This window comes from Streptomyces sp. CBMA123 (genome assembly GCF_014596465.1).
GTDB lineage: Bacteria > Actinomycetota > Actinomycetes > Streptomycetales > Streptomycetaceae > Kitasatospora.
On record NZ_MECK01000015.1, the window covers coordinates 1 to 26634 of the forward strand.

General features: G+C 72.3%; 27 protein-coding genes and 2 pseudogenes. 10 read left to right on the forward strand and 19 right to left on the reverse strand.

The genetic code is table 11. The annotated features are described in order from the left end of the window. On the forward strand, positions 1 to 864 hold an 864-nt coding region (locus tag BG452_RS03695), incomplete at its 5' end, for a sortase (RefSeq protein WP_223241710.1). Positions 865 to 992: 128 nt separating this feature from the next. Continuing rightward, positions 993 to 1769, forward strand: coding sequence for a phosphate ABC transporter ATP-binding protein (locus BG452_RS03700; RefSeq protein WP_317620890.1), 777 nt, complete (start codon positions 993 to 995; stop codon positions 1767 to 1769). A gap of 5 nt (positions 1770 to 1774) precedes the next feature. Here BG452_RS03700 and BG452_RS03705 read toward each other — a convergent pair whose 3' ends face one another. After that, the gene (locus BG452_RS03705) at positions 1775 to 2632 is read right to left on the reverse strand and encodes an HAD family hydrolase (protein ID WP_188302680.1); all 858 of its coding nucleotides are present in this window, start codon (positions 2630 to 2632) and stop codon (positions 1775 to 1777) included. Positions 2633 to 2809: 177 nt separating this feature from the next. Here BG452_RS03705 and BG452_RS03710 point away from each other — a divergent pair, with 177 nt between their 5' ends. After that, positions 2810 to 3037 (forward strand): hypothetical protein, encoded by a 228-nt coding sequence (locus BG452_RS03710; RefSeq protein WP_188302681.1) that lies wholly within the window; start codon positions 2810 to 2812, stop codon positions 3035 to 3037. 9 nt (positions 3038 to 3046) lie between these two features. On the opposite strand, the gene BG452_RS03715 is transcribed toward BG452_RS03710, so the two are convergent. The 9 genes and pseudogenes from BG452_RS03715 to BG452_RS48015 form a co-directional block, all read right to left on the reverse strand. Then, entirely contained in the window at positions 3047 to 3934 is an 888-nt protein-coding gene (locus BG452_RS03715) for an LLM class flavin-dependent oxidoreductase (protein ID WP_188302682.1), read from the reverse strand. A gap of 259 nt (positions 3935 to 4193) precedes the next feature. Next, entirely contained in the window at positions 4194 to 5405 is a 1212-nt protein-coding gene (locus tag BG452_RS03720; RefSeq protein WP_223241711.1) for an ABC transporter permease, read from the reverse strand. A 50-nt stretch (positions 5406 to 5455) separates the two neighbouring features. Further along, positions 5456 to 6169, reverse strand: coding sequence for an ABC transporter ATP-binding protein (locus tag BG452_RS03725; RefSeq protein ID WP_188302683.1), 714 nt, complete (start codon positions 6167 to 6169; stop codon positions 5456 to 5458). Next, positions 6166 to 7698: a peptidoglycan-binding domain-containing protein gene (locus BG452_RS03730; protein WP_188302684.1), complete on the reverse strand. Its 1533-nt coding sequence runs from the start codon at positions 7696 to 7698 to the stop codon at positions 6166 to 6168. Before BG452_RS03730 ends, BG452_RS03725 begins: the two co-directional genes overlap by 4 nt. Before the next feature lie 140 nt (positions 7699 to 7838). After that, positions 7839 to 8360 carry a hypothetical protein gene (locus BG452_RS03735; RefSeq protein ID WP_188302685.1) on the reverse strand — a complete coding sequence of 174 codons (522 nt, stop codon included), beginning with the start codon at positions 8358 to 8360 and terminating at the stop codon, positions 7839 to 7841. Next, the gene (locus BG452_RS03740; RefSeq protein ID WP_188302686.1) at positions 8357 to 9268 is read right to left on the reverse strand and encodes a hypothetical protein; all 912 of its coding nucleotides are present in this window, start codon (positions 9266 to 9268) and stop codon (positions 8357 to 8359) included. The genes BG452_RS03735 and BG452_RS03740 overlap by 4 nt, the downstream gene beginning before the upstream one ends. Before the next feature lie 103 nt (positions 9269 to 9371). Beyond that, the gene (locus BG452_RS03745; protein WP_188302687.1) at positions 9372 to 9707 is read right to left on the reverse strand and encodes a hypothetical protein; all 336 of its coding nucleotides are present in this window, start codon (positions 9705 to 9707) and stop codon (positions 9372 to 9374) included. A gap of 596 nt (positions 9708 to 10303) precedes the next feature. Beyond that, positions 10304 to 11017, reverse strand: a complete 714-nt coding sequence (locus tag BG452_RS03750) for a transposase (RefSeq protein ID WP_188302688.1) — start codon at positions 11015 to 11017, stop codon at positions 10304 to 10306. Positions 11018 to 11339: 322 nt separating this feature from the next. Further along, positions 11340 to 11561 (reverse strand): annotated as a pseudogene (locus tag BG452_RS48015) (LLM class flavin-dependent oxidoreductase); the annotation flags it as partial. A 65-nt stretch (positions 11562 to 11626) separates the two neighbouring features. Here BG452_RS48015 and BG452_RS03760 point away from each other — a divergent pair. Next, positions 11627 to 12226, forward strand: coding sequence for a MarR family transcriptional regulator (locus tag BG452_RS03760; protein WP_188302689.1), 600 nt, complete (start codon positions 11627 to 11629; stop codon positions 12224 to 12226). Next, a complete protein-coding gene (locus BG452_RS03765; protein WP_188302690.1) occupies positions 12223 to 12687 on the forward strand; it encodes a HEPN domain-containing protein in 465 nt (154 codons plus the stop codon). The genes BG452_RS03760 and BG452_RS03765 overlap by 4 nt, the downstream gene beginning before the upstream one ends. A 44-nt stretch (positions 12688 to 12731) precedes the next feature. Here BG452_RS03765 and BG452_RS03770 read toward each other — a convergent pair. After that, positions 12732 to 12971, reverse strand: a pseudogene (locus tag BG452_RS03770) (LLM class flavin-dependent oxidoreductase); the annotation flags it as partial. Positions 12972 to 13112: 141 nt separating this feature from the next. On the opposite strand from BG452_RS03770, the gene BG452_RS03775 reads away from it, so the two are divergent. The 5 genes from BG452_RS03775 to BG452_RS03795 all read left to right on the forward strand — a co-directional run bounded on the left by BG452_RS03775 (position 13113) and on the right by BG452_RS03795 (position 17527). Beyond that, positions 13113 to 13697, forward strand: coding sequence for a hypothetical protein (locus BG452_RS03775; RefSeq protein WP_188302691.1), 585 nt, complete (start codon positions 13113 to 13115; stop codon positions 13695 to 13697). A gap of 82 nt (positions 13698 to 13779) precedes the next feature. Continuing rightward, complete coding sequence (locus tag BG452_RS03780; RefSeq protein WP_188302692.1) at positions 13780 to 14901, forward strand: ABC transporter ATP-binding protein; 1122 nt, start codon at positions 13780 to 13782, stop codon at positions 14899 to 14901. Then, positions 14885 to 15784: an ABC transporter permease gene (locus BG452_RS03785; protein WP_188302693.1), complete on the forward strand. Its 900-nt coding sequence runs from the start codon at positions 14885 to 14887 to the stop codon at positions 15782 to 15784. Before BG452_RS03780 ends, BG452_RS03785 begins: the two co-directional genes overlap by 17 nt. Positions 15785 to 15822: 38 nt before the next feature. Beyond that, positions 15823 to 16740 (forward strand): ABC transporter ATP-binding protein, encoded by a 918-nt coding sequence (locus BG452_RS03790; RefSeq protein WP_188302694.1) that lies wholly within the window; start codon positions 15823 to 15825, stop codon positions 16738 to 16740. Between the two features lie 70 nt (positions 16741 to 16810). After that, positions 16811 to 17527 (forward strand): ABC transporter permease, encoded by a 717-nt coding sequence (locus BG452_RS03795; protein WP_188302695.1) that lies wholly within the window; start codon positions 16811 to 16813, stop codon positions 17525 to 17527. 116 nt (positions 17528 to 17643) lie between these two features. On the opposite strand, the gene BG452_RS03800 is transcribed toward BG452_RS03795, so the two are convergent. The 8 genes from BG452_RS03800 to BG452_RS03835 all read right to left on the reverse strand — a co-directional run. Continuing rightward, on the reverse strand, positions 17644 to 18882 hold the full coding sequence (locus tag BG452_RS03800) for a CynX/NimT family MFS transporter (RefSeq protein WP_188302696.1): 1239 nt from the start codon (positions 18880 to 18882) through the stop codon (positions 17644 to 17646). 134 nt (positions 18883 to 19016) lie between these two features. Next, positions 19017 to 19748 carry a FadR/GntR family transcriptional regulator gene (locus tag BG452_RS03805; protein WP_188302697.1) on the reverse strand — a complete coding sequence of 244 codons (732 nt, stop codon included), beginning with the start codon at positions 19746 to 19748 and terminating at the stop codon, positions 19017 to 19019. Positions 19749 to 19878: 130 nt separating this feature from the next. Continuing rightward, positions 19879 to 20889, reverse strand: coding sequence for a hypothetical protein (locus BG452_RS03810; protein WP_188302698.1), 1011 nt, complete (start codon positions 20887 to 20889; stop codon positions 19879 to 19881). 16 nt (positions 20890 to 20905) lie between these two features. Continuing rightward, positions 20906 to 21739 carry an HAD family hydrolase gene (locus BG452_RS03815; protein ID WP_317620889.1) on the reverse strand — a complete coding sequence of 278 codons (834 nt, stop codon included), beginning with the start codon at positions 21737 to 21739 and terminating at the stop codon, positions 20906 to 20908. Next, complete coding sequence (gene serS / locus BG452_RS03820) at positions 21736 to 23010, reverse strand: serine--tRNA ligase (protein WP_188302699.1); 1275 nt, start codon at positions 23008 to 23010, stop codon at positions 21736 to 21738. The genes BG452_RS03815 and serS overlap by 4 nt, the downstream gene beginning before the upstream one ends. A 604-nt stretch (positions 23011 to 23614) precedes the next feature. Beyond that, positions 23615 to 24550, reverse strand: coding sequence for a prephenate dehydratase (gene pheA, locus BG452_RS03825; protein ID WP_188302700.1), 936 nt, complete (start codon positions 24548 to 24550; stop codon positions 23615 to 23617). A gap of 131 nt (positions 24551 to 24681) precedes the next feature. Further along, on the reverse strand, positions 24682 to 25953 hold the full coding sequence (gene efeB, locus BG452_RS03830) for an iron uptake transporter deferrochelatase/peroxidase subunit (protein ID WP_317620891.1): 1272 nt from the start codon (positions 25951 to 25953) through the stop codon (positions 24682 to 24684). A gap of 95 nt (positions 25954 to 26048) precedes the next feature. Next, the coding region (locus BG452_RS03835; RefSeq protein ID WP_188302701.1) for a FixH family protein at positions 26049 to 26634 on the reverse strand (586 nt) is incomplete at its 5' end.

Sequence of the window (26634 nt, forward strand, 5' to 3'; positions counted from 1 at the left end):
GCCGAGGCCCGGCCGGCCACCGCGCCGGCGGCGGCCCGCCCGGCCGTCAGCCCCGCCCGGCGTCGCTTCCTCCAGGGCGCCTGGGCGGTCAGCCTGCTGGCCGCGCTGGTGCTGGGCTTCGTCGGCTACCTGTTCACGCTCTCGGACGTCCAGGAGCGGCACTACCAGTCGACGGCGTACAGGACCTTCCAGGATCAGCTCGCCCGCGCCGTCGCCCCGACCGGCGCGGCCGCCGACGGCGACCCGGTGGCGCTGCTGGACATCCCGGCGATCGGCCTGCACCAGGCCGTGGTGGTCGAGGGCACCACCGGCCGGGACCTGATGCGCGGCCCCGGCCACCGCCGGGACACCGCGCTGCCCGGCCAGGGCGGGGTGGCGGTGCTGTTCGGCCGGGGCGCCACCTTCGGCGCGCCGTTCGCGGAGCTGTCCAAGCTCCGGGTCGGCGACCGGATCGAGACCACCACCGGGCAGGGCAAGGCCACCTACGTGGTCAACGTGTACGGCGACGGCGACCACCCGATCACCGACCCGGTCCGCAACCGGCTGGTCCTGGTCACCGGCGACTCCGACTGGATCGCCGGCTCCACCGTGATGATCGGCGCCCGGCTGGAGGACGACCCGCAGCAGAACCCCGGCGGCCGCCCGGCCACCGTCGCGTACGACAAGGCGCTGGCCGCGGACAAGGGCGCGCTGGCCACGCTGCAGCTGTGGTCGCTCGCGCTGCTGGGCGCGGTGGCCGGCGCGCTGCTGCTGGCCCGGTACTGGCGGCGCTCGACCGCCTACCTGAGCGCGGCGCCGGTGGTCGGCGCCCTGCTCTGGGCGGTCTACGAGAACGCCGCCGCCCTGCTGCCCAACCTCTACTGACGCGCGCCCGGAGGGCCGTACCGATGACCGACACCACGCACCAGCCGCACGACGCGGCGGTCGACCCGGCCGCCGCCGACACCCTCACCCTCCCGCCGGTGCCCCCGCCGCCCGGCCCCCCCGCCGGGGTGCTGGCCGGGCTGGAGACCCGGGACGTCTCCGCCTGGTTCGGCAGCCGCAAGGTGCTGGAGCGGGTCTCGCTGGCGATGCCGGCCGGCGAGGTCACCGCGCTGATCGGCCCGTCCGGCTGCGGCAAGTCCACCTACCTGCGGATCCTCAACCGGATGCACGAGATGGTGCGCGGCGCCGCCCTGGCCGGCGAGGTGCTGCTGGACGGGGAGGACGTCTACCGGCCCGGTCGGCGCCCCGCCGAGGTGCGGCGCCGGATCGGCATGGTGTTCCAGCGGCCCAACCCGTTCCCGGCGATGTCCATCCAGGACAACGTCTCCAGCGGGCTCAAGCTGGCCGGGATCAAGGTGTCCAAGGAGGAGCGCCGGCACCTGGTGGAGACCGGCCTGCGCCGGGCCGGGCTCTGGGAGGAGGTGGCCACCCGGCTGCACACCCCGGGCGGCTCCCTCTCCGGTGGTCAGCAGCAACGCCTGTGCATCGCACGGTCGTTGGCCGTCTCGCCGGACATCCTGCTGATGGACGAGCCGTGCTCCGCGCTCGACCCGACCTCCACCCGCCGGGTCGAGGAGACCATCGCCGAACTGCGCGGGCGGCTCACCATCGTGATCGTCACCCACAACATGCAGCAGGCCCAGCGGGTCTCCCAGACCTGCGCGTTCTTCCTGGCCACCCATGACACCCCGGGCCGGATCGTCGAGGCCGGGCCGACCGAGCGGGTCTTCGGCAGCCCGCGCGACCAGCGGACCTCCGACTACGTCAACGGCCGCTTCGGATAACGCGGTTACGCCGCGGGGAAGCTGCCGAGGAGTTCCTCCAGCACCGCCGCGACGCCGTCCTCCTCGTTGCTCACCGTGTGCAGCGGCACCGCCGCCAGCACCTGCGGGTGCGCGTTGGCGACGGCGTACGCGGTGCCGGCCCAGGCCAGCATCTCCAGGTCGTTCGGCATGTCGCCGAAGGCCACCACCTCGGCGCGGTCGATCCCGTGCTCGGCGCACCAGCGGGCCAGCGTGCTGGCCTTGGTGACGCCGGGCGCGCTGATCTCCAGCAGGGAGATCGGCGCGGAGCGGGTGATCTCCGCCAGGTGCCCGGCGGCCGTACGGGCCTCGGCGAGGAAGGTGTCCGGGTCCAGCTCCGGGTGCTTGGCCAGCAGCTTGAACAGGCCCCGCACCGGGCCGCCCGCCGCCAGCAGCTCCTCGGCCGGGCCGACCGCGCGGACCTCGTCGTCGCCCCACATCAGCACCTCGTACCCGGGCTCGCGGGCCCAGCCGTCCGCGTACTCGAACGCGAACGCGGTGCCGGGCAGTTTGGCCCGCAGCGTCTCGACCACGGCCAGCGAGGTCTCCGCCGCCATCGGGAAGTACTCGATCAGCTCGCCGCCGCGCCGCACGTCCACGATCGCGCCGCCGTTGGAGCAGATCGCCACCCCGTGACCGCCGATGTGCGGGCTCACCTGCTGCATCCAGCGCGGCGGCCGGCCGGTCACGAACACCACCTGCACGCCGGCCGCCTCGGCCGCGGCCAGGGCGGCGGCGGTGCGGTCGCTGACGGTGCCGCCGGAGCACAGCAGGGTGCCGTCCAGGTCGGTGGCGATGAGGCGGGGGGCGGTGCGGGGTTCGGTCACCGGTCCATCTTCGCCCATCGCCGCCGCCCGGTCACCGGCGCCGTCACCGGCGCGGGCCGGGCCCGCGGGCCTGACCGTACGGACGGGTTCCGGCCCTTCGGGCGCCGTTTCCGGCCGATCCGCGCCCGCCCGGGGTGTCACTGCGGGCCCGGCGGGCAGGACTCCCCGCGGTCACCGCCGTCGGCAGGAAGAGCCATGCCCACTCGCCAGCTTCGTGACGAGCCGCCCCCGACCCTCCCGTCCCCGGCCACCACCGAGTGCCCGGACCGTGCCGGGCTCCATGAGCCCCCGGGCGTCCCGGCCGCCTCCCGAGAACCAGTCCTGCTCGGCGAGGTCCTCTTCCACACCCTCGCCGAGCTCGCCCGCCGCACCCCGGACCAGGCCCCCGCCCTCCCGGCCCAGCGCACCCGCCCGCACCCGTGACGCCGGGCCTCAGCCCAGCTGGGCGAGGCCCTCGGCGGCGATCTCCTCGAACACGGTGAGGTCGTTCTCGAAGATCGAGTCCGGCACCGGCCAGTGGATCACCAACTCGGTGATGCCCAGCTCCCGGTAGGTGCCGGCCCAGTCCACGAAGGCGTCCACCGACTCCAGCGGCTTCTCCGCCGTCGAGCCCTGGAGCAGCACCTTCTCCAGCGTCGCCACGTCCCGGCCCTTGGCCTCGCAGGCGGCGGTCAGCTTCTCGATCTGCTGGGCGATCACCGCGGGCGCCTGCTCCACCGGCACGTCCGCCGGCCCCTTCGGGTCCCCGTACGTCACCCAGCCCTGCCCGTACTCGGCGGCCAGCTTCAGCCCGCGCGGCCCGGTCGCGGCCACGTAGAACGGCACCCGCGGGTTCTGTACGCAGCCGGGGATGTTCCGCGCCTCGACCGCCGAGTAGTACGTGCCCTCCCGCGTCGTGGCGTCCTCGCGCAGCAGCTCGTCCAGCAGCGGCAGGAACTCCCCGAACCGGTCCGCCCGCTCCTTCGGCGACCACGCCTCCTGCCCCATCGCCGTCGCGTCGAAGCCCGTCCCGCCGGCCCCGATCCCCAGCGTGACCCGCCCGCCGGACACGTCGTCCAGCGTGATCAGCTCCTTCGCCAGGGTCACCGGGTGCCGGAAGTTCGGCGAGGTCACCAGCGTCCCCAGCCGCAGCCGCTCGGTCACCCCGGCCGCCGCCGTCAGCGTCGGGACCGACCCGAACCACGGCTCGTCCCGGAACGACCGCCAGGAGAGGTGGTCATAGGTGTACGCGGCATGGAACCCGAGCTCCTCGGCCCGCCGCCAGATCTTCTGCCCCTCGCTCCACCGGTGGATGGGGAGGATCACCGTACTCAGTCGCATACCGGCGACCTTACGTCCGTCGGGAGGATCGGGTGGAGCCCTGTTTCACAGCCGATCGGGCGATACGGTCACCAGGGTGGTGTGGGGGCGCCACCTTGCCACCGTGGCTCCAGGAACTCCTCGCCGGCGCGGGCGGGCGGGAGTTTCGCCACATCGTCATCCACCTCTGCCCTCAGCCGACCCGTAGCCGCGTCCCGGCCGGGCCCAGTCGACGGAGTCAAGTCCTTCCTACGTGCGCAGGACACTACCGCCGCCCCGCCTAAGTGCTCCTGAGGGCCTGCAGCGGGTCGGTGCGCGCGGCGCGCAGGGCCGGGTAGAGGCCGGCCAGGAGGCCGACGACGGTGCCGATGAGCGGTGCGGGCAGGGTGGTGGCGGGCTGGAGGACGGCGGTCCAGTCGCGGGCGGCGGCGACGGAGACCACGGTGGCCGTGCCGAGGGCGGTGCCGATCAGGCCGCCGAGGGTGCCGAGGGCGGTGGACTCGGTGAGGAACTGGGCGGCGATGTGGCCGGTGCGGGCGCCCAGCGAGCGGCGCAGGCCGATCTCCTGGGTTCGTTCCAGGACGGCGACCAGGGTGGTGTTGGCGATGCCGACGGCGCCGACCAGCAGGCAGATCCCGGCCAGGGCCAGGAACAGTCCGGTGAGGTCGGAGGTGACGGTGTCCTGGAGGCTGTGCGGGTCCGGCGGGGGGACGACGGTGAACGCGTCGGGGGCGTCCGGGCGCAGGGCGAGGGGGAGTTGGGCCGCGACCACGGGTGCCGCGCCGATCCGGGTGGCGACCAGTGCCTGGGCGGCGCGGTCGGGTTGCGGGGCCGGGTTGCCGAAGTGTTCGAGTGCTGTACTGGCGGGGATCAGCAGGCTCAGCAGGGCGCCGGGCTGGCGCTGGACATCGGTGTAGATGCCGATGACGGTGTAGGGGATGCGGTCGATGAAGACGGCGGGCTGGGCGTCCAGCCGGCTCACCCCGAGGCGCTTGGCGGCGGCCTCGCTGAGCAGCACCACCGGCTGCGCGGTCCGCTGGACGAACTCGTCCAGGGTGACCCCGGCGGTCAGGGTCGGTTCCATCGCGGCGACCGCGCCCGGGGTGGCCGCGAGGACGGACAGTCCGGTGCCCTCGTCGGGGCCGTCCGGGCGGCGGGAGAGGGTCGGGGTGGCGGGTACCGGCCACCAGACGCCGCCGGCCCGTACGCCGTCGATCGCGGTGATCCGGTGGTCGACGTCGGCGGGGAAGCCGCTCGGCGGGTTGGCGCCGGGGGCGGTGCCGTCGGTGCGCGGCTGGTCGGTGACGGTGACGGTGGTGGCCTTGGTCAGGCTGAACCGTTCGCCGATCTGGCCGGTGGCGGTCGCGGTGAGGCCGAGGACGGCGACGAAGGCGCCGATGCCGAGCACCGTGCCGAGCATGGTGAGCACCGAGCGGCCCGGGCGCTGGAGGATGCCGGACAGGGCCTCGGAGAGCAGGTCGCGCGCGCTCAAGTGGGAGGGCGACTCGGGGAGCACGGCTGCGCCGCGTCGTCGGATGCGGATCACCGGACGGGTGCTCCCGCCTCGCTGAGCACGCCGTCGTGGATGCTCACCCGGCGTTCGGCGCGGGCGGCCACGGCAGGGTCGTGGGTGATGACGACCAGGGTGTAGCCCTGCTCGTGCAGTGCGTCGAACTGGGCGAGCACCGCCCCGGCGTTGGCCGAGTCCAGGTTGCCGGTCGGCTCGTCGCACAGCAGCAGGCTCGGCCGGTTGACCAGGGCGCGGGCGATCGCCACCCGCTGGCGCTCACCGCCGGACATGGTGGCAGGCAGCGCGTCCGTGCGGTGGCCGAGGCCGACCAGGCGCAGCGCCGCCACGGCGGCGGCCCGGCGGGAGCGGCGCGGGGTGCGGTTGTAGACCTGGGCGAGGGCGACGTTCTCCTCGGCGGTGCGGTGCGGGAGCAGGTGGAAGGACTGGAAGACGAAGCCGATGCGGTGTCCGCGCAGGGTGGAGCGGTCCTTGTCGCGCAGGCTGCCGGTGTCGATGCCGTCCAGTTCGTAGCGGCCGGTGGTGGGGGTGTCGAGCAGGCCGAGCAGGTGCAGCAGGGTGGACTTGCCGGAGCCAGAGGGGCCGGTGACGGCCAGGTACTCGCCGCGGCGGACGGTCAGGTCGGTGGGGTGCAGGGCGGTGACGGGCGGGCGGCCCGGGTGGGTGCGGCCGACGCCGTGCAGGGCGATCACGGGCTTGTCGCCGGCCTCGGTGGCGGGTTCGGTCACTTGCCGACCACCACCTGGTCGCCGGCCTTGAGGTTCGCGCCCTGGACCGGGGTGACGGCCACGAGGCCGTCCGCGGTGACGCCGGTGGTCACCGGGACGGTGGTGCGGTTCCCGGCCGCGTCCACCGTGGTGACGGATGTCCGGCCGGCCGCGTTGGTGGAGACCGCGGCGATCGGCACGGCGGTGACGGGGGCGCCGGCCTTGGCCTTCAGGACGGTGAGCCGGACGTTCTTGCCGTTCATCGCGGGGGGCAGCGGGGTGTTCGGGGTGATCGTCACCGGAACGTAGCTCTGTCCGCCGGGTTGGCCGCCGGGCTGGCCGTTGGGCTGGCCGGGCTGGCCGTTGGGGGCTCCGCCGCCGTCCGGTCCGCCCTTGCCGCCGCCCGCCGCGCCGCCGAGGGTGATGACCCTGCCCGCCGGGGGAGTGCTGGTCGGGGCGCCGACCTCGGCGACGGTACCGGGGACGGTGGTGTTGGTGTCCTCGGCGAGCAGTTCGACGGCCATGCCCGGTTGCACGCCCGCTGCCTGGGCCGGGGTGAGCTGGCCGGTGACGGCCAGGCCGCCACTGGTGAGCGACAGCAGGGTGCCGGAGGCGGGTGAGCCGACCGCGCCGTTGACGGCGGTGACGGTCGCGGGGAGGGTGGGCAGGAACAGTACGTGGGCGGCCGGGACCATCGGGCCGTTGGCGGCCCTGGCCCTGGCAAGGGCGGCCTGGTCGGCGGCCAACTGCTTCTTCGCGTTGGCGAGTTGCTGGTCCAGGTCGCCGGACGGGGGCGGCTGCGGGGTCTGCGGCGGAGTGGTCGCCGTCGGCGGCTGGGCGGAGCCCGCCTTCTTCCTCTCCGCGAGGCCGTCCACCGTCTGCTTGTCCGTGTCCACCGCCTTCTGCGCGGTGTCCACGGCCTGCTGGGTGGTGGCGCCGGTGGTCGGCACCGGGTAGCCGAGCTCGCCGTAGAAGGCCGACACCGCGGCGGCCGTACCCAGCCCGTACGTCCCCCTGTCGTCCCCGTCGATACCGTGTCCCAATCCGGCCAGCGCGGCCTGGAGTTCGGCCACGTCGGGGCCGGTGCTGCCGGGCTTGAGGTCGCGGTACGCGGGCACCGGCCCGGGTAAGGCGAACAGCGGCTGCCCGGACACCTCGGCGAGCAGCCTCCCGGCCGTCACGGCGTCCCCCTGCTTCACGGCCAGCTTGGAGACGAACAGCGCGGTCACCTCGGTGGAGGCGGCGGCCGGGACGACGTTGTACTGGGCGGGCGGGTACACCACGGCGCGGGCGGCTATCGAAGGGGTCAGCACCTGGCTGACCACGGGCGCGGTGAGCAGGCTGTTCGGCGGCGGTGCGGTCTGCGCGGCCCGCTCCGCCGGGGACTTCACCAGCGTCGCCGCCCCCACCCCGCCCACTGCCACCAGTGCGGCGGCGAGCGCCACCCCCAGCAGCACCCGCCTGCGCCGAGCCGCCCGAGAACGGGCGGGCGGGGGCGACGGAAGAGGCTGGGCTATGTCGTCGTCAGCGCTCATCGTCGTCGTGGTCAACGGTGCCTCCTCCTTGATGGCGCCCTGGGAAGAGCATGACCTATCGGATGTCGTTGAGACGTAAGGGGGTTGGTGACGATCGGCCGACAGCGAGCCCGAGTTGGTACCGCAGCATCACGGGAGCCGTCCCTGGTCCACCTTCAGCACTCCGACAGCACCTCGCTCCGTGTCACCAGCCAGCGGCCGTCCCTGGGCGCGAAGGTGTAGCTCGCCAGCTGTTTCGGACGGTCCGTCAATTGGCCGGGCTGAACTCTTCCGCTGCGCGCCTGGTACTGGATCCACTTGCCAACGTCGATGCAGTCCACCAGGGTTGCCAACGTCCCGTCCACCGTGATGCTGCGGATCCGGTGATCGACGGACCCTTTGGCAACGAGCCCGGCGCCGGTCAGGGCGCTCAGGTTCGCACGCAGGATCTCCAGTTGCTCACCCGCCGCGTGGTCGGCCAGTGCCGAGCCGTCACCGGACTCATTGGCCACCAGCATCGCCTTCCAGTAGTCACTGTACTCCTGCTGGACGTGTAGTCGTTCACCCGTGAATGCCTCACCGCTCTCGGTACCCGAGCGGTTCGCGGCGAGCGTGCCGACGAATCCGGCGACGGCGAGGAGGGCCAGGACGAGCAGCAGGAGCCAACCACGGCGACGGCCGCCTGCCACCACCGTCATGCCTGGCCCAGCAGCTTCTTGGCTGCGACGATCCGCTGCTGGGAGATTTCCCTGTCTGCCTGGAGGGCCTGCTCGTTCCTGCCGATGTACACCTGCTGGTAGGCGTTCAGCACGGCATTCCAGGTGGCGAGCAGTTTCACCTGCCCTTTGCAGTTCATGTCGGCGGCCGCCGTGTCCCGCTCCTCCTGTGACACCTGCTCCGGCCAGGCCGCCGAACTCGCCTGTACCGGATTCGCGTAGTTGTAGCCCAGCTTGGTCATGCAGCTCTGCCAGTCCGCGAGCGAGGCGCGGACCCGGCTGTCGACGGCGGCGTGGTCGTACGCCTTGGCACGGAGGGTGCCGACCAAGTCCGACGCGGTGTTCTTGACGCCCTCCGCCTGGAGTCGCCGTTCGAACTCTCCCATGCAGCCCCGGTCTGCCTTGGGATCGGCGGCACCGGCCTTCGTCCCGCGATCCCCCATCAGGGCCTTCTGGTATTCGGGGCCCTGCCCAGCCGGATTCCCCGTACCGGAGGTGCCGTTTCCTCCTGGCCTGGGCGGCCGGTGGTACCCGGTCTGCTGCGCAGCGGAGACGGAGAGCAGGCCCAGAAGCGAGGTGTCGATGGGAGTCGGCGGGGGAGGTGTCGACGCCGGCCCGGGGTCGTAGTCGAACCCCTTGGCGGTCATGCAGGTCCGGGTGGCCTGGCCCATGGCCCGGAAGATCAGCGCGGACTCCTCGGCCCCTACCGAGTAGCCGTCCAGCGGATGGGTCACCGGCGAGCCGTCTGCCGGGTCCGCGCTGATCTGCGGGACCACCGGTTCGCCCACGATGTCGGAATCACCGCCCGCCTTCGTGTCTTTGCTGCAGCCTGCGGCGAGCACCGCTAAAGCCACTAAACAGATGGCCACTTGAGCCCTGTTCATCCGCATTCCACACGCCACCTTCATGTCCGACGTCGCCTGACGACGCAAGCCTCGCACCGTCGTGGCCCCGCCGGAGAGGGCGGGGCCACGACGAGTCTCCCCCGACTACTTAACAGGGGGGAACCACACCGTTCCACCAGAGGTAGTTCTGGGCGCTGTACGCGTCACCGAAGTAGCTGCCGTCGGCCAGGTAGTGGTCCAGGTGGTTCCACTTGGGGTCGCCGTTGATGGTCTGCCCGAAGCCCCAGCACAACATGTTCGCCTTCTGGTCCGCGTAGCCGCGGCCCTTCAGCGTGCAGCTCTGCGTCGCGCAGCTCCGAAGGCCGACTCCACCGTCGCGGGTGTCGTAGCCGCCCCAGGCATCCGCTTGGGCTGTCCCGTTTCCGATACCGACTGCCGCGAGGCTCAACATCGCTGTGGCCACCGCGGTTGCCATCCTTCGCATGATCCCTCCCTAGCTCTCACCTTGGCTCCCGCTCATCGGCGGGCGCCCTCAAAGGGCAGACATGTGCGGGCAAGCCCACTGAATAGCATGCATGTTCGCCTACGGTGAGAATGGCGCCACCTCAAGATCAAGTACAGCGAGTTCTTGCGCCGCGCGATGCCAACAAGCCACATCGAAGGGAAATTCGGCGACCCTTCGACGGCAGATCGAATCAGGGTGAAGTTGCTGATGGGTCACATCGAGTGCAGGCGATCGGAATCCATGCCAAACCGATAAATCGCGCTGCTCGACGCCCTGCGCGAGCGCCGGCGATCAGCTCGTGGCCCAATAGAACGTCCCCTCCGAGTGCTTCACGGGCCATGGAAAAGTCCGGCACCGAATGACTCATTACCGATGTGTCGGTGCTTCGAGGCGACGGCGATGGGAGATCGAGCGAGACCCCGGTCCTGGCGGGAAGTGCCGTACCTGACGGCCGGACGTGTCAGTGGAAGCGGGACGTCGGCAGCAACAGTGAAGGAGCAGAGACTGGATGCGGGCTGTGTCATTGCCACCCCCTGAAGACGGGCTTCAAGTTCGGATGACCGAAATATGACGCTTTAATGCTTGGTCGACACTGGGGTTTTATGGGATCCACGTCGGAACGCGTCCCCCATGTGGTTGCTTCGAGTGAGCCGCAGGTTCCCGAGACCTGCTCGCAGGTGAAGCAGCCGAATGCGCGGCGGTGCCGTCCGTCGTCGTCCTCGCGGGCACCTTGGAGCCAGCCCCTGCCAGGTCATGCCTGACTGAGCAGGCTCAAGAGGTAGGGCCGACGGTGATGAGCGGCACGTCGTAGAGGTCGGGGTTCGCGGCCGGGTCATGGTGGGTCCGGCGACCTCCACGAACACGAGCTCGCTGAGTAGCTGCACGCGAGCGCTGGTCAGGCATAGGGCTGGTGCGTCGGCGGGAGAGACGAGGTGTCGAATCCCCGGCTCGCGCGGACCGGAGGAGGCGGCCTTCGTCGACTGCGCGTCGACGATCCCCGCCGTCGGTTCCGGATCCCGGCCCGCCGCCTCGCGGACCCAGCTCCGCAGCCGGTCGTGGAACTCGGCGACCAGGCCACAGTCCCGCCACCGTCGGAAGAAGGCGTAGACGCGGTCCCACGCGGGCAAGTCCTTCGGCACCTCCCTCCAGGCGATGCCGTCCGGTATCAAGTGGAGCACTGCGTCAACCGTCTGGCGGTGGCAGTAGCCCTCCGGCTGCCCACCCCGTCCTTCCAGCCAGGCGAGGACGGGCACCGCGTCACGCACGACCGCCCACTCCGCGGCGCTCATGGCTGACGGGCGACTCGGACGCCCGTACGGCCGGTTGCCGCCGTTCTCGAACCCGTGAGCGATGCAGTCGCACGTGCGGGCAGCGGAGTTGGAGCCAGCCGGCGCGAGGGATACAACAGCGACAACAAGGTCTCCTGGCGTGCTCAACGTCTCGACGACCCAGAGCTGCACAAGAGGCCCAGCTCCCTCAGGAAGGTAGAGACGTCACCGTTGTCACGAGTGACACGGACGACTCGCGCAGGCTGTGCGGCCCGCGCACACTCGAGCCGGCCTGAGCGCCTGCGTCGATCCCCTTGTCACGTCTTCGCAGGTCAGCACGTGATGGGTGAACGAGGCTTGACCGAGGTGACGAGCTCCCCAGCCGCAGCCGCTCGGTCACCCCGGCCGCCGCCGTCAGCGTCGGGACCGACCCGAACCACGGCTCGTCCCGGAACGACCGCCAGGAGAGGTGGTCATAGGTGTACGCGGCATGGAACCCGAGCTCCTCGGCCCGCCGCCAGATCTTCTGCGCAGAGCACGGCCCGCGCCGTATACGCCTGGTCACCCGTAAGAGCGAATTCCGGTGCTTCAGAGGGCCACTTGCATAAGATGCAAGCTAGCCTTCACTTTATGCAAACTCCTCCCCCGGCGCTGCTGCCACTCCTGCGCACTCCCTTCCAGGGAGAGCTGCTGGCCTGGTTGTATCTGCATCCGCAGACGGAGACCTCGCTTGCCGAGATGGCTTCGCGCTTCGGAGTTTCGAGTGCAACCGCCAGCCGCGAGGCGGATCGGCTGGTCGAGGCGGAGCTGATCACCGCGCGACGGCACGGAAACCTCCGCCTCCTGCGGGCCAACACCGCCGGGCGCCTGTCTGGCGCGCTGACTGAGCTGTTCGCCCTCACCTACGGTCCGATCGCCGTGCTCGGCGATTTGTTGCTGCCACTGGTCGGTGTGAAGGAAGCCCACATCTACGGCTCATGGGCGGCCCGCTACTCAGGAGAACGCGGCGGGGTGCCCAACGACGTCGATGTTCTTGTGGTGGGCGACCCCGATGAGGACGAGTTGTACGAGGCCGCGCGCAAGGCGGAGCGCCTGCTCGGCCGGGAAGTCAATGTCCACCGAGTCTCGCCCCCCCGCTGGCGCGAGCCGGGCGCGGACCCGTTCCTCACAGGCGTCCAAAGCCGGCCGACGGTTCGGCTCGAAGCTTTCGAAGGGAAGAACAAGGGATGAAGTGGCAGCAGGGCCGCGCCGCAGTCGAGGGCATGCTGGTGCGCAAGGAGTTGGAGCGTGTGCCCGCGAGCCGGGAGCAGGCCGACAATCTCCTTACCCAGGCATCGAATCATCTCAAGGCAGCCCAGGCGGTCGTTTCCTTCGACGCGATCGGCGCGTACCAACTGCTCTACGACGCGGCGCGCAAGGCGCTGGTCGCAGTCCTGGAGAACCAAGGGCTGCGACCGACCAGCCGAGGGGGCCATATCGCAGTTCTGGAAGCCGTCAGCGCCCAGCTCGATCCACCCCTCGGGGCAACTCTCAGGCCCTTCGACCGTATGCGCCGACGCCGGAACCAGGCGGAGTACGCGGATCTGGACTCGCCTGAGATCGAAGCCCAAGATGTGGCCAACGACGCCCCGAAGGTCAAGGCGATCATCGATCTTGCAGAGCGGGTCCTGGATGAGATGAGCCCCTTCTGACGATGCTCCGAGGGTTGCTCGCGGGTGGGTCGGCCAGGTCAGGCTGTGATGGGTGAACGAGGCTCGACCGAGGTCACCAGCGTCCCCAGCCGCAGCCGCTCGGCCACCCCGGCCGCCGCCGTCAGCGTCGGGACCGACCCGAACCACGGCTCGTTGCGGAAGGAGCGCCAGCTCAGGTGGTCGTAGGTGTACGCAGCGTGGAAGCCCAGCTTCTCGGCCCGCCGCCAGATCTCCTGCCCCTCGCTCCACCGGTGGATGGGGAGGATCACGGCGCTCAGTCGCATGTTCCGACCCCAGCCGCTTCGCCAGGTCCGGTTCGGGATCGCGCCGGGCCTGAGCGGTGGGGAGAGGAGGTGGGTGGGAGGCGCTAATCTGTGCGCCGCGTACCTTTATCTGATCATGCGTTAAACGGGGGTTCTTTCGTCATGTCTGCATCCAGGAGGCTGCTCGCCACCGCTCTGGTCGCCACCGCCGCGTTCGGCCTCGCGGCCTGCGGCCCGGACAACTCGTCGGACCAGGGTGCCGGCGGCACCACGGCCACCGCAGCCCCGGCCGGCGGCGGCGCCGCCTCGCCGACCGCCGCCGCCCCGGCCACCGGCACGGCCAAGCCCGCCGCGAGCGGCAAGCCCACCGATGGCGGTCCGGAGGGGTTCTGCACCAGTGACCCGCTGCCCGCCGGGCAGAAGTGGATCAACGTCGAGAAGGGCACCAGCGCGACGGCCCTGGTCTACAAGGAGACCAAGGACGCCTGCGGCGTCGACGACGTCGCCCACGAGCCGACGGGCGCCGACAAGACCGCGCAGTTCGCCCCCACCGTCAAGGGCCACCTCAAGTCGGTCGTCGCCGCGCCGAAGGACGTCAACGCGGCCGACCTGGCGAAGCACATCAACGAGTGCATCGCCACGCCGGGGAACCAGAAGGGCTTCTACCCCTGTTCGAGCGGTACCTACAAGGCGGCGATCGACGCCTCCGGCAAGGTCGTCGAGATGTGGGAGCGTCCGAGTTCCTGATCCACCGTTGCCGGGCCGCCCCCTAGGGGTGGCCCGGCCCGACGTCATACCGGGGCACTAGAGGACCTCGTCATTCCAGCTCATGGCCCTTGTGGCGCACGCCCGTTACGTTGAGGGCGTGTCCACTGCTGTCATCAAGACCGAGGGCCTCAGCAAGAGGTTTCCCCGGGTCACCGCCCTCGACCAGCTGACCGTCGAGGTGCAGCCCGGGGTCGTCGGGCTGGTCGGGGCCAACGGGGCGGGCAAGTCCACCCTGATCAAGATCCTGCTCGGGCTCGCCCCGGCGACCTCCGGCCGCGGCGAGGTGCTCGGCCTGGACATCGCCACCCAGGGCTCGGAGATCCGCGAGCGGGTCGGCTACATGCCCGAGCACGACTGCCTGCCGCCGGACGTGTCCGCGACCGAGTTCGTGGTGCACATGGCGCGGATGGCGGGGCTGCCCGCCACCGCCGCCCGCGAGCGCACCGCGGACACGCTGCGGCACGTCGGCCTGTACGAGGAGCGGTACCGCCCGATGGGCGGCTACTCGACCGGCATGAAGCAGCGGGTGAAGCTGGCCCAGGCGCTGGTGCACGACCCGAGGCTTGTGCTGCTGGACGAGCCGACCAACGGCCTCGACCCGGCCGGCCGGGACGAGATGCTCGGGCTGATCCGCCGGGTGCACACCGACTTCGGGATCTCGGTGCTGGTCACCACCCACCTGCTCGGCGAGCTGGAGCGGACCTGCGACCACCTGGTGGTCATCGACGGCGGCAAGCTGCTGCGCTCCTCCTCCACCGCCTCCTTCACCGAGGCGACGGCCGTCCTCGCGGTCGAGGTCACCGACTTCCCGCCCGTCGCCCACTCCGCTGCGCACCCCTCGGTGGACGCGAGCGCCGAGCCGGGCGCCGAGGTCCGGGCCCGGCTGGCGGCCTGCGGACTGGAGGTCCAGGCGGAGGGCTCGCACCTGCTGCTGGTCCGGCTGGCCGGCGAGGACACCTATGACACCATCCGCGACACGGTCGCCGAACTCGGCCTCGGCCTGGTCCGGTTGGAGCAGCGCCGGCACCGGGTCGCCGAACTCTTCACCGACGCCACCGCCGGCACCGACGCCACCGGCACCACCGACGCCACCGCCGGCAACGGCACCAACGGCACCACCGCCACCACCGACGAGGACGACCGGAACGCCAGGGGAGGTAAGGACGATGCCGCAGCCTCCTGACACCAGGCCCGCCGACACCGGTGTCATCCACGACATCGGCTACCGCGGCTACACCGGCCCGCGCCTGGGCCGCGGCTACGCCGCCCGCTCGCTCTTCACCCAGAGCCTGCGCGCCGCCTACGGCCTGGGCCGCTCCGGCAAGTCCAAGGTGCTGCCGATGCTGCTGCTGGGCGTGGTCACCGTCCCGGCGATGATCTTCGTCGCGGCCGCGGTCTTCCTGAAGCGGGACGAGCTGCCGGTCGAGTACGCCGGCTACCTCTCCAGCCTCAGCCTGGTGGTGTCGATCTTCCTGGCCTCCCAGGCGCCGGTGCTGCTCTCCCGGGACCTCAGGCACCACACCGTCCCGCTCTACTTCTCCCGCCCGATCACCCGCGCCGACTACGTCCGGGCCAAGTTCGCCGCCATGGCCTGTGCCCAACTCCTGCTGATGGCAGCGCCGTTGCTGGTGCTGTACGTCGGAGCCCTGCTCGGCGGGATGGACTTCGGACACAACACCGGCCAGTTCCTGTACGGCCTGGCGGCGGCGGTGCTGTACGCCCTGGTGCCGACCTCGGTGGCGCTGGTGATCGCCGCGAGCACCCCGCGCCGGGGCTTCGGGGTGGCCGCCATCATGGGCTACCTGACGGTGAGTTCGGCGGTCGCGGCGGTCGTGGTGGGCATGAGCCGCCCGGGCCCGGGCGGCTCGGACGCGGCCCAGTGGACGGCGCTGATCTCGCCGAACGGCTTGGTGGAGGCGCTGGTCAACGAGGTGTTCGACCTCGGTGCCGGCATCGACCGCCGGCACGCCCCGGGTGCGCTGGGCACGCTGGTGTTCGCCCTGGTCGCGGTGGCGATGGTGGCGGGCTCGTACCGGCTCCTGCTGCGCCGCTACAGCCGCGTCTGATGAACCGCAGTGTCGAGCGAGAGGTCTGAGAGGGCGGCATGGCCACCATCACCATCGACAAGGTCTCCCGCTGGTTCGGGAACGTCGTCGCGGTCAACGACATCACGATGTCGATCGGCCCCGGCATCACCGGCCTGCTGGGGCCCAACGGCGCGGGCAAGTCCACCCTCATCCACATGATGAGCGGCTTCCTCGCCCCGTCCAGCGGCGCGGTCACCCTGGACGGCGCGCCGATCTGGCGCAACCAGCAGGTGTACCGGCAGATCGGCCTGGTCCCCGAGCGGGAGTCGATGTACGACTACCTGACCGGCTGGGAGTTCGTCCTCGCCAACGCCGAACTCCACGGCCTGCCCCAGCCCGGCGCCGCCGCCCGGCGCGCCCTGGACCTGGTCGAGATGGCCTACGCCAAGGACCGCCGCACCGGGACGTACTCCAAGGGCATGAAGCAGCGGGTCAAGATGGCCTCGGCGCTGGTCCACGATCCGGCCGTGCTGCTGCTGGACGAGCCCTTCAACGGCATGGACCCGCGTCAGCGGCTGCAGCTGATGGAGCTGCTGCGCCGCTTCGGCGCGGACGGCCGGACGGTGCTGTTCTCCTCCCACATCCTGGAGGAGGTCGAGCAACTGGCCCGGCACATCGAGGTGGTGGTGGCCGGACGGCACGCCGCCTCGGGCGACTTCCGGCGGATCCGGCGGCTGATGACCGACCGCCCGCACCGCTACCTGGTCCGCTCCAGCGACGACCGCCGGCTCGCCGCCGCGCTGATCGCCGACGGCTCGACCACCGGCATCGAGGTGGACGGGCGGGAGCGGGCGCTGCGGATCGAGGCGGTGAACTTCCAGGGCTTCACCACCCTGCTGCCCAGGGTCGCCCGGGAGGCCGGCATCCGGCTGTACACCGTGTCCCCGGCGGACGAGTCGCTGGAGAGCGTCTTCTCCTACCTGGTGTCCGCATGACCGCTCCTGACGTCCGCATGACCAAGCAGACCTTTGCCCAGGAAGTTGCCCAGGAAGGGGCCGACCGGCCATGAACCCCACCGTCGCCAGGCTGACCCTGCGCGGCCTGCTCGGCCGCCGCCGCGGCGTCCTGCTCCTGGTGGCCCCCGCCCTGCTGCTGGTCGTCTCGGCCATCGCGAGCGGGTCGAGCGGGGACTCGCACAGCCTGACCGTCAAGATCCTCGGTCAGCTGGACCTCGGCACCCTCGTCCCGATCCTCGGCCTGGTGATCGGCACCGGGGTGATCGCCACCGAGATCGACGACGGCTCGATCGTCTACCTGCTCGCCAAGCCGCTGCCGCGCTGGCAGATCATCACCACCAAGCTGACCGTCGCGATCGGCACCACCTGGGTGTTCGCCGCCGTCCCGACGCTGCTCGCCGGGCTGCTGCTGTACGGCACCGAGGACGGCGTGGCGCTCGGCTACACCGTCGCGGTGCTGGTCGCCGGGGCCGCATACAGCGCGCTGTTCCTGCTGCTCGGCGTGGTCACCCGGCACGCGGTGGTGGCCGGGCTGGCGTACGCGCTGATCTGGGAGTCGCTGATCGGCAACTTCGTCGAGGGCGCCCGGACGCTGAGCATCCAGCAGTGGGGACGGGCGGTCGCCGAGGCGGTGGCCGGGGACACCGCGATCGGCGCCGACGTCTCCTTCGGAGTGGCCGTACCGCTGCTGCTGGTGGTCACCGTGGGGGCGACGGTGCTGGCCTCGGTGAAGCTCGCCGGGCTGACCCTGGCCGCCGAGGAGTAGCCGCCGCGCCCGGGGCCCTGCCCGCGTGACAGGGCCCGGCGGCGTCAGCTGGTCCTACGGCGTCAAAGGGTCCTGCGACGTCAGCTGGTCCTGTGACGTCAGCGGGTCCTGCGACGTCAGAGGGTCCGGCTGCGCCCGGCCCCGAAGCCGGCCGCGCCGACCACCAGCACCAGCACCAGCATCAGCACCAGGGTGGCGTCCCAGCCGCCGGTGAGCTGGTGCAGCGCACCGGCGCCGACCGGGCCGGCCGCCGCGACCAGGTAGCCGATCGCCTGGGACATGCCGCCCAACTGGGCGGCGCCGGCCGCGGTGCCGGTGCGCAGCACGATGAAGGCGAGGCCGAGGCCCAGCGAACCGCCCTGGGCCACGCCGAGGACGGCCGCCGTCGCCCAGGCGCCGGAGACCGGCGCGACCAGCAGCATCGCGATGCCGAGCCCGTTCAGGGCGGCCATGGTGACCGCCAGGGCGCGCTGGCTGGTCATCCGGCCGGCCATCAGCGGCACCAGGAAGGCGCCGGCCACCTGGACCAGGTTGGAGAAGGCGAAGACCAGGCCGGCCTGGCCGCGGTCCATGCCGTGGTCGGCCAGGATGGTCGGCATCCAGGCGACCAGGGTGTAGACGAGCAGCGACGAGATGCCCATGAACAGGCTGATCTGCCAGGCCAGCGGGGACTTCCAGATGCCCTCGATCGGCTTGGCGGGCTGGGTCGCGGTGGCGACCGCCGTCTTCGCCTGCCGGGAGCGCAGCACCTGCGGCAGCCAGGCCACCGCCGCGACCAGCGCGAGCAGCGACCAGGCGCCGAGCGAGGCCCGCCAGCCGCCGCCGAGCGCGTGCTCCAGCGGGACGGAGGTGCCGGCCGCGAGGGTCGCGCCGACCAGCATGGTGGTCGAGTAGACGCCGGTCATGGTGGCCGCGCGGTCCGGGAACTCCCGCTTGACCAGGCCCGGCATCGACACGTTCAGCACCGCGATGGCCACGCCGATCACCACGCAGCCCGCGTACAGCGCGAACACCGAGGGCAGCACCCGCAGCAGCACGCCGGCGCCGAGCACCAGCACCGCGCCCAGCACGACCCGCTCGGCGCCGAACCGGCGGGTCAGCCGGGGGGTGAGCGGGGCGCCGACGCCCTGGAACAGCACCGGGACGGTGGTGATCAGCCCGCTCGCGGTGGCGGACAGCCCGAAGGTCCGCTGGATCTCGGCGACCATCGGGGAGACGGCGGCCAGGCAGGCGCGCATGTTCAGCGCGACCAGCAGGATGCCGGTCAGCAGCAGCGCGGGGTGGGCCAGCCGGGAGCGGACGGGGAGCGGGGCAGGGGTGGTGACAACCGGCTGCTGGGCACGGGTGACGGCCATGGGTGTGCTGTTCTTTCCGTGGTTCAGGGGGTGGCGCGGGCACGGCGGAGGAAGGCCTTCACCGGCCGCGGGGAGGACGGAAGCGGGGAGGAGGGGAGGGGAGCAGGGCGGAGGGAAGCGGGGCTTGCGCCGTCCTACTTCCGGGCCGCGATGGCCGCGAGCAGCTGCTCGACGGCCGCGGTGGGCTCGGCGAGCAGCGCGCGACACGCCGCCTCGGCGCTGTCCGGGTCGCCGCTCTCGATCGCGTCGACCAGCGCCTCGTGGGTGGCCACGACCGCCTCGGGCATCTCGTGGTCGCCGAAGGCGGAGGTCATCGCCTCGTGCACGGAGGCGCCGAAGTAGCGGTACACCTCGGCCAGGGCCGGGTTGTGCGCGGCCTCGACGATGGCGGTGTGGAACTCCAGGTCGTGCTCGACGGTGGCCTCGCGGCCGGCCCGCTCGGGGTGCTTCGCGAAGACCTCGGCCTCCCGGGCCAGCGCGGCCCGCATCCGCCGGATGTCCTCGGGGGTGTGCCGCAGCGCGGCCAGCCGGGCGCCCTCGGTCTCCAGCGCGGCACGGACCTCCAGGACGTCCCGGATGCCCGAGCGCTGGACGCCGCGCAGCACCGCCGCCGGGTCGCTGGTGGACCGTACGAAGGTCCCCTCACCCTGCCGGGAGACCAGCATTCCGGCGTGCACCAGCACCCGGATCGCCTCCCGCACGGTGTTCCGCCCGACCTGCAGCTGTTCGGCCAGCTCGTGCTCGGTGGGGATCTGCGACCCCACCGGCCAGGCCCCGTCGGCCAGCTGCTCGCGCAGCCGGTCGATCGCGGTGTCCACCAGGGAGCGTCGCCCGGCCGCCTGCAGGCCGTTGCCGTCGCCGCTCATGCCGGGTCTCCCTTCGCACACCACTCATCGATCGTCGGTCATCCTACAACCACTTGCCCGGTCATCCTACAACTGGGGATGAACCCGCCCTGAACAGCCCGGACCGCCTCGCGCGGCCGCGACCGGCGGTTCAATCCCGCTCGTCCGGCTCCCGCAGCTCCAGGAGGTCGACCGGCCCCCGCGCGTCCCCCGGGGCCCACCCGGTCAGCTCGGCCATCGCCTCGCCGGGCGTGAGGCCGAGGTCGTGGGCGGTGTGCAGCCGGGCCAGCCACGCGCGGGCCGTCCGGTACCGCTCCGGGTGGTCGAGCACGTCCAGGCCGAGCGGTTCGAAGCTCGCCGCGTGCTCGGCGTCGCAGGCCCACAGGTGCCCGAGCGGCCCGTGCCCGTCGGAGACCGGTACGTAGCGCACGGGGGCCGCCGTGGTGCGCCGGTAGCCGATCCGGCCGAAGCCGGGTGCGTCGATGAACTCCCGGTACCGGCCCGCCAGTTCGAAGCGGGACCAGGTGTCGGACGGGCTGCCGTCCCGCTCCGCCCGGGGGAGCACGCCGGTCCTGGTGGGGGTGGCGAAGGGGGTCGGCTCCGCCGGGTCCGGCTCCCGGCCGAACGCCTCGGTCAGCCCGGCCAGCACGGCCGCCAGCCGGGGCGCGTTCGCCGCGTGCACGGCGGGCTGCGCCCGGCCCCGCAGGTCGAAGGGCAGCCAGGCGTCGGAGTACGTCACCAGCTCCACTCCGGTGAACCGGGTGTGCGCGCCGGCGGACAGCAGGAACAGCCCCTCGGTGGGCGCGGCCACTCCAGCCGGGAGATCGCCGACCGGGAGATGGCCGAGCGGGAGATCGCCGAGCGGGAGATGGCCGAGTGGGCCGGGCCCGCCGTCGAGCAGCCCCGGCACGGTGCACCAGGCCTCCGCCGAGCCGTACGGGCCGGGCGGCAGGTTCCTGGTGAGGGCGCCCCGGTACAGCTGGGCGCTCGGCCGGCCGGTGTCGTGGAGGGTGAGCCGGACGTCGGGCTCACCGGCCGCGAGCCGCTGCCCGGCCAGCACCGTCCAGCCGGTGCGCAGGTCCCGCAGGCAGCGGGCGAGCGGGTCGGGTGCCGCGACGGCCTCGCCCCAGGTCCACCGGGCCACCGGCGTGCTGGCGATCACCGCGGGCCCCCGATGCTCAGCGTGCCGGGTAGAGGCGTTCCAGGACGACGGCGACGCCGTCCTCGTCATTGCCCGCGGTGACCTCGTCGGCGACGGCGAGCAACTCCTCGTGGGCGTTGGCCATGGCCACGCCGTGCGCTGCCCAGCCGAACATCGGCACGTCGTTGGGCATGTCGCCGAAGGCGATGGTGTCGGCGGCGCGCACCCCCAGGCGGCGGGCGGCAATGGCCAGGCCGGTTGCCTTGGACAGGCCCAGCGGCAGCAGCTCGACCACGCCGGCGCCGGCCATCACCACGCCGACCAGGTCGCCGGCGGCGCGCCGGGCGGCCTCGGCGAGGGCGTCGTCGGTCAGGCCGGGGTGCTGGATGTAGAGCTTGCTGACCGGGGAGGCGAGCAGTTCGCCGCGCTCGACCCGGACGACCGGGAGGTCGGAGCCGATCAGCAGCTCGTAGCCGGGGCCGGCCAGCACCTGGCCGTCCAGGCCGTCCTGGTTGGCGGCGACGGCCAGCGGGCCGGTCTCGGCCTCGATCTTCTCCAGGGCGACGGCGGCGAGCCGGCGGTCCAGGGTGAGCGAGGTGAGCAGCTTGTGCGCGCCGGCGTCGTAGACCTGGGCGCCCTGGCCGCAGACCGCTATCCCGGTGTAGCCGATCTCGTCGAAGACCGGGCGGGCCCAGACGGCCGAGCGGCCGGTCACGACGATGTGCAGCGCGCCCGCGCCGGTGGCCGTGGCCAGGGCGGCGCGGGTGCGCTCCGAGACGGTCTCCGCGCTGGTCAGCAGCGTGCCGTCGAGGTCGGTGGCGACCAGCCGGTAGGGCAGCTCGCCACCGATCGGGTGTGCGGTCGAGGTCACTTGACCGGCTCGAGGACGGTCCGCCCGCCGAGGTACGGACGCAGCGCCTCGGGCACGACGACCGAGCCGTCGGCCTGCTGGTGGTTCTCCAGGATCGCCACGATGGTGCGCGGGACGGCGACCAGGGTGCCGTTCAGGGTGGCGAGCGGGCGGGTCTTGCCGTCCTCGCGCATCCGGATCGACAGCCGGCGGGCCTGGTACTCGGTGGTGTTGGAGGTCGAGGTGACCTCGCGGTACTTGCCCTGGGTCGGGATCCAGGCCTCGATGTCGAACTTGCGCACGGCCGAGGAGCCGAGGTCGCCGGAGGCGACGTCGATCACCCGGTACGGCAGCTCCAGCGCGTTGAGGAAGTCCTTCTCCCACTGGAGCAGCCGGCGGTGCTCGTTCTCCGCGTCCTCGGGCGTGGTGAAGACGAACATCTCCACCTTCTCGAACTGGTGGACGCGGATGATGCCGCGGGTGTCCTTGCCGTAGGTACCGGCCTCGCGGCGGAAGCAGGACGAGTAACCGGCGTAGCGCAGCGGCAGCTTGTCGGCCTCGATGATCTCGTCCATGTGGTACGCCGCCAGCGGGACCTCGCTGGTGCCGACCAGGTACTTGTCCTCCTCGGGGAGGTGGTACACGTTCTCGGCGGCCTGGCCGAGGAAGCCGGTGCCGTCCATGGCGGCCGGGCGGACCAGGGCCGGGGTGATCATCGGGATGAAGCCGGCTGCGGTGGCCTGGGCGATCGCCATGTTGACCAGGGCGAACTCCAGCAGCGCGCCGGGACCGGTCAGGTAGTAGGAGCGGGCACCGGCGACCTTGGCGCCGCGCTCGGTGTCGATCGCGCCCAGCAGCTGGCCGAGTTCGACGTGGTCGCGGGGCTCGAAGCCCTCGGCGGCGAAGTCGCGCGGGGTGCCGATCTCCTCCAGGGTGACGAAGTCCTCCTCGCCGCCGACCGGGGCGGCCGGGTCGATGAGGTTCGACAGGGAGCGGAGCAGGCGGTCCGCCTCCTCCTTGGCCGCGCTCTGTTCGGCGTCCGCGGCCTTGACCTCGGCGGCCAGTTCCTTGGTGCGCTGCAGCAGGGCGGTCTTCTCCTCGCCCTTGGCCTGGGCGACCTGCTTGCCGAGCACCCGCTGCTCGTTGCGCAGTTCGTCGAAGCGGCTGCCCGAGGACCGGCGTCGCTCGTCGGCGGAGAGGAGGGCGTCGACCACGTCGACGTCCTCGCCACGGACGCGCTGCGAGGCGCGCACTCGGTCAGGGTCCTCACGGAGCAGGCGAAGGTCAATCACAGGCCCAAGCGTACCGGGCGGGCGTTCCTCCACCGGTACCGGTTTTTCCCTGGGGATAACTCACCGGTTCCTGTGGATAACTTCTGTGGGGAACGGGCGGGGTCCGGATCGGGGGTGGGTTATCCACAGGCCTGGGCCTGGGCCTGTGGATGAGAGGGGATGATCGGCATCCGCTGATCGAAACCGAGGAATTGAGGTTTCAAACCTCAATGAACCTTCTCGGGTGAGGGAATTGAAGCACTCGCACGGGTGATTTGCAGGCAAGCGGGTGACTCTGGTCGGATTAGTCATCTCTGCGACGCAAACCGATGGTCCGACCGGTTCTGGGCAATGGCTATACCGTTTTGTCGACTCATCCCCAGGCCTGTGGATAACTCGCGGCTGTGGACAGCGAGGAGGCCTGTGGACAGCGGCCCCCGGAGCCGGACGTTCCTGTGGATGACGGTACGGTCACCCGCCGCACTTGATCAGTCCGGTCGATAACGGTCGGAAAAGGTCAGAAAGACACCGGATGGCGTTCAGGCGTCCTGGATCACGCCCGGACCGCCGGATGTCCCTGCTCGGATGTGCCCGCTCTCAGATGTCCCCGCTCGGATGTGCCCGCTCAGATGTCCCCGCGCCCGTCGAGCGCCCGGGAGAGCCAGTCCGCCGCCGCGGTGAAATCCTCGTCCGAGGTCCCCGGCCGCCGGTGCCTGGACGCCTGCCGGTCCGCGCGCGGATAGGAACCGAGGAACCGCACCTGCGGACTGATCCGCTTGAGCCCCATCATCGCCTCGGCCACCCGCCGCTCGGACAGGTGCCCCTCGCAGTCGATCAGGAAGCAGTAGTTGCCCAGCCCCTCACCGGTCGGCCGGGACTCGATCCGCATCAGGTTCACCCCGCGCACCGCGAACTCCTGCAGCAGCTCCAGCAGCGCACCCGGGTGGTCGTCCGGCAGCCAGACCACCATCGAGGTCTTGTCCGCCCCGGTCGGCGAGGAGACCCGCCCCGGGCGGCCGACCAGCACGAACCGGGTGGTCGCGCTCTGCGCGTCCGCGATCTCCTTGACCAGCGGGTCCAGCCCGTAGATCGGCGCCGCGAACTCGCCCGCGAACGCCCCGTCGTACCGGCCCTCGGCGACCAGCCGGGCACCGTCCGCGTTGGAGGCGGCCGACTCCCAGACGGCGTCCGGCAGGTTGGCCGCCAGCCACTTGCGCACCTGCGGCTGGGCCACCGGGTGGCTGGTCACCGTCTTGACCCCGGTCAGTTCGGTGCCCGGCCGCACCAGCAGCGCGAAGCTGATCGGCAGCAGCACCTCACGGTAGATCATCAGCGGTGCGCCGGCGGCGAGTTCGTCGTTGGTCGCGGTGACCGCGCCCTCCACCGAGTTCTCGATCGGCACGAACGCCCCGGCGGCCTCCCCGCCGCGCACCGCCTCCAGCGCCAGCGCCACCGAGGACAGCGGCACCAGCTCCCGGGTCGCCGCCTCGGGCAGGGTGTGCAGCGCCGCCTCGGTGAAGGTGCCGGCCGGGCCGAGGTAGGTGTAGCGGGTGGCCGACATGACGCCTCCGTGGAGAGAACGGGAGTGGTACCGGGGCAGGGTGTGCCGAAGCAGTCACCATAACGACTCCGCGGCCCCGGCAGGACGGCGTTCCACCGGCCGGGACCGCTCCACCGCGGTGGGGGCCGGAACTACCCCTCCAGCAGCTGCTGCCCGAGGTATTCTCCGGCCGGCACCCCCGGTGGGACGGCGTACAGCCCGCTCGCCTCGTGCCGCAGGAAGCGGGACAGCCCGTCGCCCCGGGAGAGCTTGCGCTGCACCGGGGTGAAGCCCCTGCGGGGGTCGGCCTGGAAGGCGAGGAAGAGCAGTCCGGCGTCCGGTGAGCCGTCCGGCAGCGCCCCGTCGTGGTACGAGAAGCCGCGCCGCAGCATCGCCGCCCCGCCGTTGCCCGCCGGGGCGGCGACCCGTACGTGGGCGTCGGAGGGGATCGCGAGCCCGCCGTCCGGGCCCTGGGCGGCGAGGTCCACCGGGGTGCCCTCGCCCGATCCGGCCGGCGCGTTCAGCGGCGAACCGTCCGCCTTGCGCCGTCCGATCACCCGCTCCTGACGCTCCACCGGCAGCTCCTCCCAGTGGTCCAGCAGCATCCGGATCCGCCGGAACACCAGGTACGAGCCTCCGGCCAGCCAGGCCGGCTGGTCCCCGCCGGCGGTGCAGAACACCTTGGCGGCGAAGCCGTCCTCGCCCGGCTTGGGGTTGTTGGTGCCGTCGATCTGGCCCATCAGGTTGCGCCCGGTCATCGGGCGGGCGGTGGCGCCGGGGGTCCGGGCGAAGCCGGCCGACTGCCAGCGCAGCGTCGCCGTGCCGGCCGCCAGCTTCTGCAGGGTCCGCAGGGCGTGCACCGTCACCAGCGCGTCGTCGGCGCCGAGCTGGACGAACAGGTCGCCCTCGCCGCGCGCCGGGTCCAGCGCCTCGCCGGGGAAGGCGGGCAGCGGTTCGAGGGCCGCCGGGCGGCGGTCGGCCAGCCCGGCCTTGTCGAACAGCGCGGCGCCGAGGCCGAGCGTGAGGGTGAGCGAGCAGGGCCCGGCGTCCAGCGCGACCTGGTTGTCGAACTCCTCGGCCGGCTCCCCGGCGGTCAGCCGGTCGACGGCCTTGGTCCAGCGCTGCAGCAGGGCGCGCAGCCCGTCCCGGCCGGCCCCGTCGACCAGGTCGAAGGCGGCCAGCTGGACCCGGGCCTGCTGGGGTTCGAGGATGCCGGCCTGGTGCTCGCCGCGGAACGGCACCCGGCCCGCGCCGAGCGCGCCGCCCGTCGGGTGCGCGTCGGTGCCCGGCCGGCCGTAGGCGACCGCCCCGGCCACGCCGGCCCCGGCGCCGACCAGCAGTCCGGCACCGGCCGTGCCGAGCAGTGCCCGCCGGGTGAAGCCCGCCGGGGTCGCCCCCTGCCGTCCCCCCGCGTCCAGTCCCACCGCGTCCTGTTCCACCGCGTCCTGTTCCGCCGCACCCTGTTCCACCGCGTCCTGCTCCGCCGTGTCGGGTGCCGCCGCGTCCGGATCCACCGCGCTCACCCGACCTTGAACGACTGGGTCGGGGTGGTCTGGTCGATGTCGGAGGAACGGATCTGCACCGAGACCACCCAGGAGCCGCCCAGCGGCAGCTGCGCGGTGCCGCTCCAGCGGCCGGTGCCCTCCGGGGTGAGCGCGACGGGCAGCGGGCCGAGGTCGCGGTCCGGCAGGGTGAAGGCGAGCTGCACCTCGGGGACGTCCACCGGCTTGCCGTCCGCGCCGTCCAGCGCGAGCTTGACCTCATTCGGGCCGGTCCGGGCCGGGTTGAGGGTGACGGTCGCGGTGCCCTTGGCGTTCGGGGTCCGGCCCTTGGTGTCGTACGGCAGCTTGAGCTCCACCGTGCGGCCCGGCTCGGTCTGCGGGGCGGCCGCGGAGCCACCCGCCACCGGGGCGGCGGTCCCGGCTGCCTTGACCTCGCCCGCCACCCGCCCGGGCGGGGAGTTGGTGAGCATCGTGGTGACCACCAGCACCGCCACCGCGACCAGCGCCTCGACCAGCACCGAGCGGCGCAGCCCGGCGCGGGTCGGGGTCAGTCCGCGCTCGCGCCCGGCGCTCGCCGCGGCGGCCCGCTGGCGCTCCAGCTGG

What these genes read in the sequence shown, in the direction of transcription:
- BG452_RS03715 (WP_188302682.1), bottom strand. Translation starts at nt 3,934, where the DNA reads ATGCGACTGAGTACGGTGATCCTCCCCATCCACCGGTGGAGCGAGGGG.
- BG452_RS03780 (WP_188302692.1), top strand. Translation starts at nt 13,780, where the DNA reads ATGGCCCTTGTGGCGCACGCCCGTTACGTTGAGGGCGTGTCCACTGCT.
- BG452_RS03760 (WP_188302689.1), top strand. Translation starts at nt 11,627, where the DNA reads ATGCAAACTCCTCCCCCGGCGCTGCTGCCACTCCTGCGCACTCCCTTC.
- BG452_RS03750 (WP_188302688.1), bottom strand. Translation starts at nt 11,017, where the DNA reads ATGAGCGCCGCGGAGTGGGCGGTCGTGCGTGACGCGGTGCCCGTCCTC.
- BG452_RS03745 (WP_188302687.1), bottom strand. Translation starts at nt 9,707, where the DNA reads ATGCGAAGGATGGCAACCGCGGTGGCCACAGCGATGTTGAGCCTCGCG.
- BG452_RS03785 (WP_188302693.1), top strand. Translation starts at nt 14,885, where the DNA reads ATGCCGCAGCCTCCTGACACCAGGCCCGCCGACACCGGTGTCATCCAC.
- BG452_RS03775 (WP_188302691.1), top strand. Translation starts at nt 13,113, where the DNA reads ATGTCTGCATCCAGGAGGCTGCTCGCCACCGCTCTGGTCGCCACCGCC.
- BG452_RS03765 (WP_188302690.1), top strand. Translation starts at nt 12,223, where the DNA reads ATGAAGTGGCAGCAGGGCCGCGCCGCAGTCGAGGGCATGCTGGTGCGC.
- BG452_RS03800 (WP_188302696.1), bottom strand. Translation starts at nt 18,882, where the DNA reads ATGGCCGTCACCCGTGCCCAGCAGCCGGTTGTCACCACCCCTGCCCCG.
- BG452_RS03805 (WP_188302697.1), bottom strand. Translation starts at nt 19,748, where the DNA reads ATGAGCGGCGACGGCAACGGCCTGCAGGCGGCCGGGCGACGCTCCCTG.
- BG452_RS03740 (WP_188302686.1), bottom strand. Translation starts at nt 9,268, where the DNA reads ATGCGGATGAACAGGGCTCAAGTGGCCATCTGTTTAGTGGCTTTAGCG.
- BG452_RS03705 (WP_188302680.1), bottom strand. Translation starts at nt 2,632, where the DNA reads ATGGGCGAAGATGGACCGGTGACCGAACCCCGCACCGCCCCCCGCCTC.
- BG452_RS03790 (WP_188302694.1), top strand. Translation starts at nt 15,823, where the DNA reads ATGGCCACCATCACCATCGACAAGGTCTCCCGCTGGTTCGGGAACGTC.
- pheA (WP_188302700.1), bottom strand. Translation starts at nt 24,550, where the DNA reads ATGTCGGCCACCCGCTACACCTACCTCGGCCCGGCCGGCACCTTCACC.
- BG452_RS03735 (WP_188302685.1), bottom strand. Translation starts at nt 8,360, where the DNA reads ATGACGGTGGTGGCAGGCGGCCGTCGCCGTGGTTGGCTCCTGCTGCTC.
- BG452_RS03710 (WP_188302681.1), top strand. Translation starts at nt 2,810, where the DNA reads ATGCCCACTCGCCAGCTTCGTGACGAGCCGCCCCCGACCCTCCCGTCC.
- BG452_RS03795 (WP_188302695.1), top strand. Translation starts at nt 16,811, where the DNA reads ATGAACCCCACCGTCGCCAGGCTGACCCTGCGCGGCCTGCTCGGCCGC.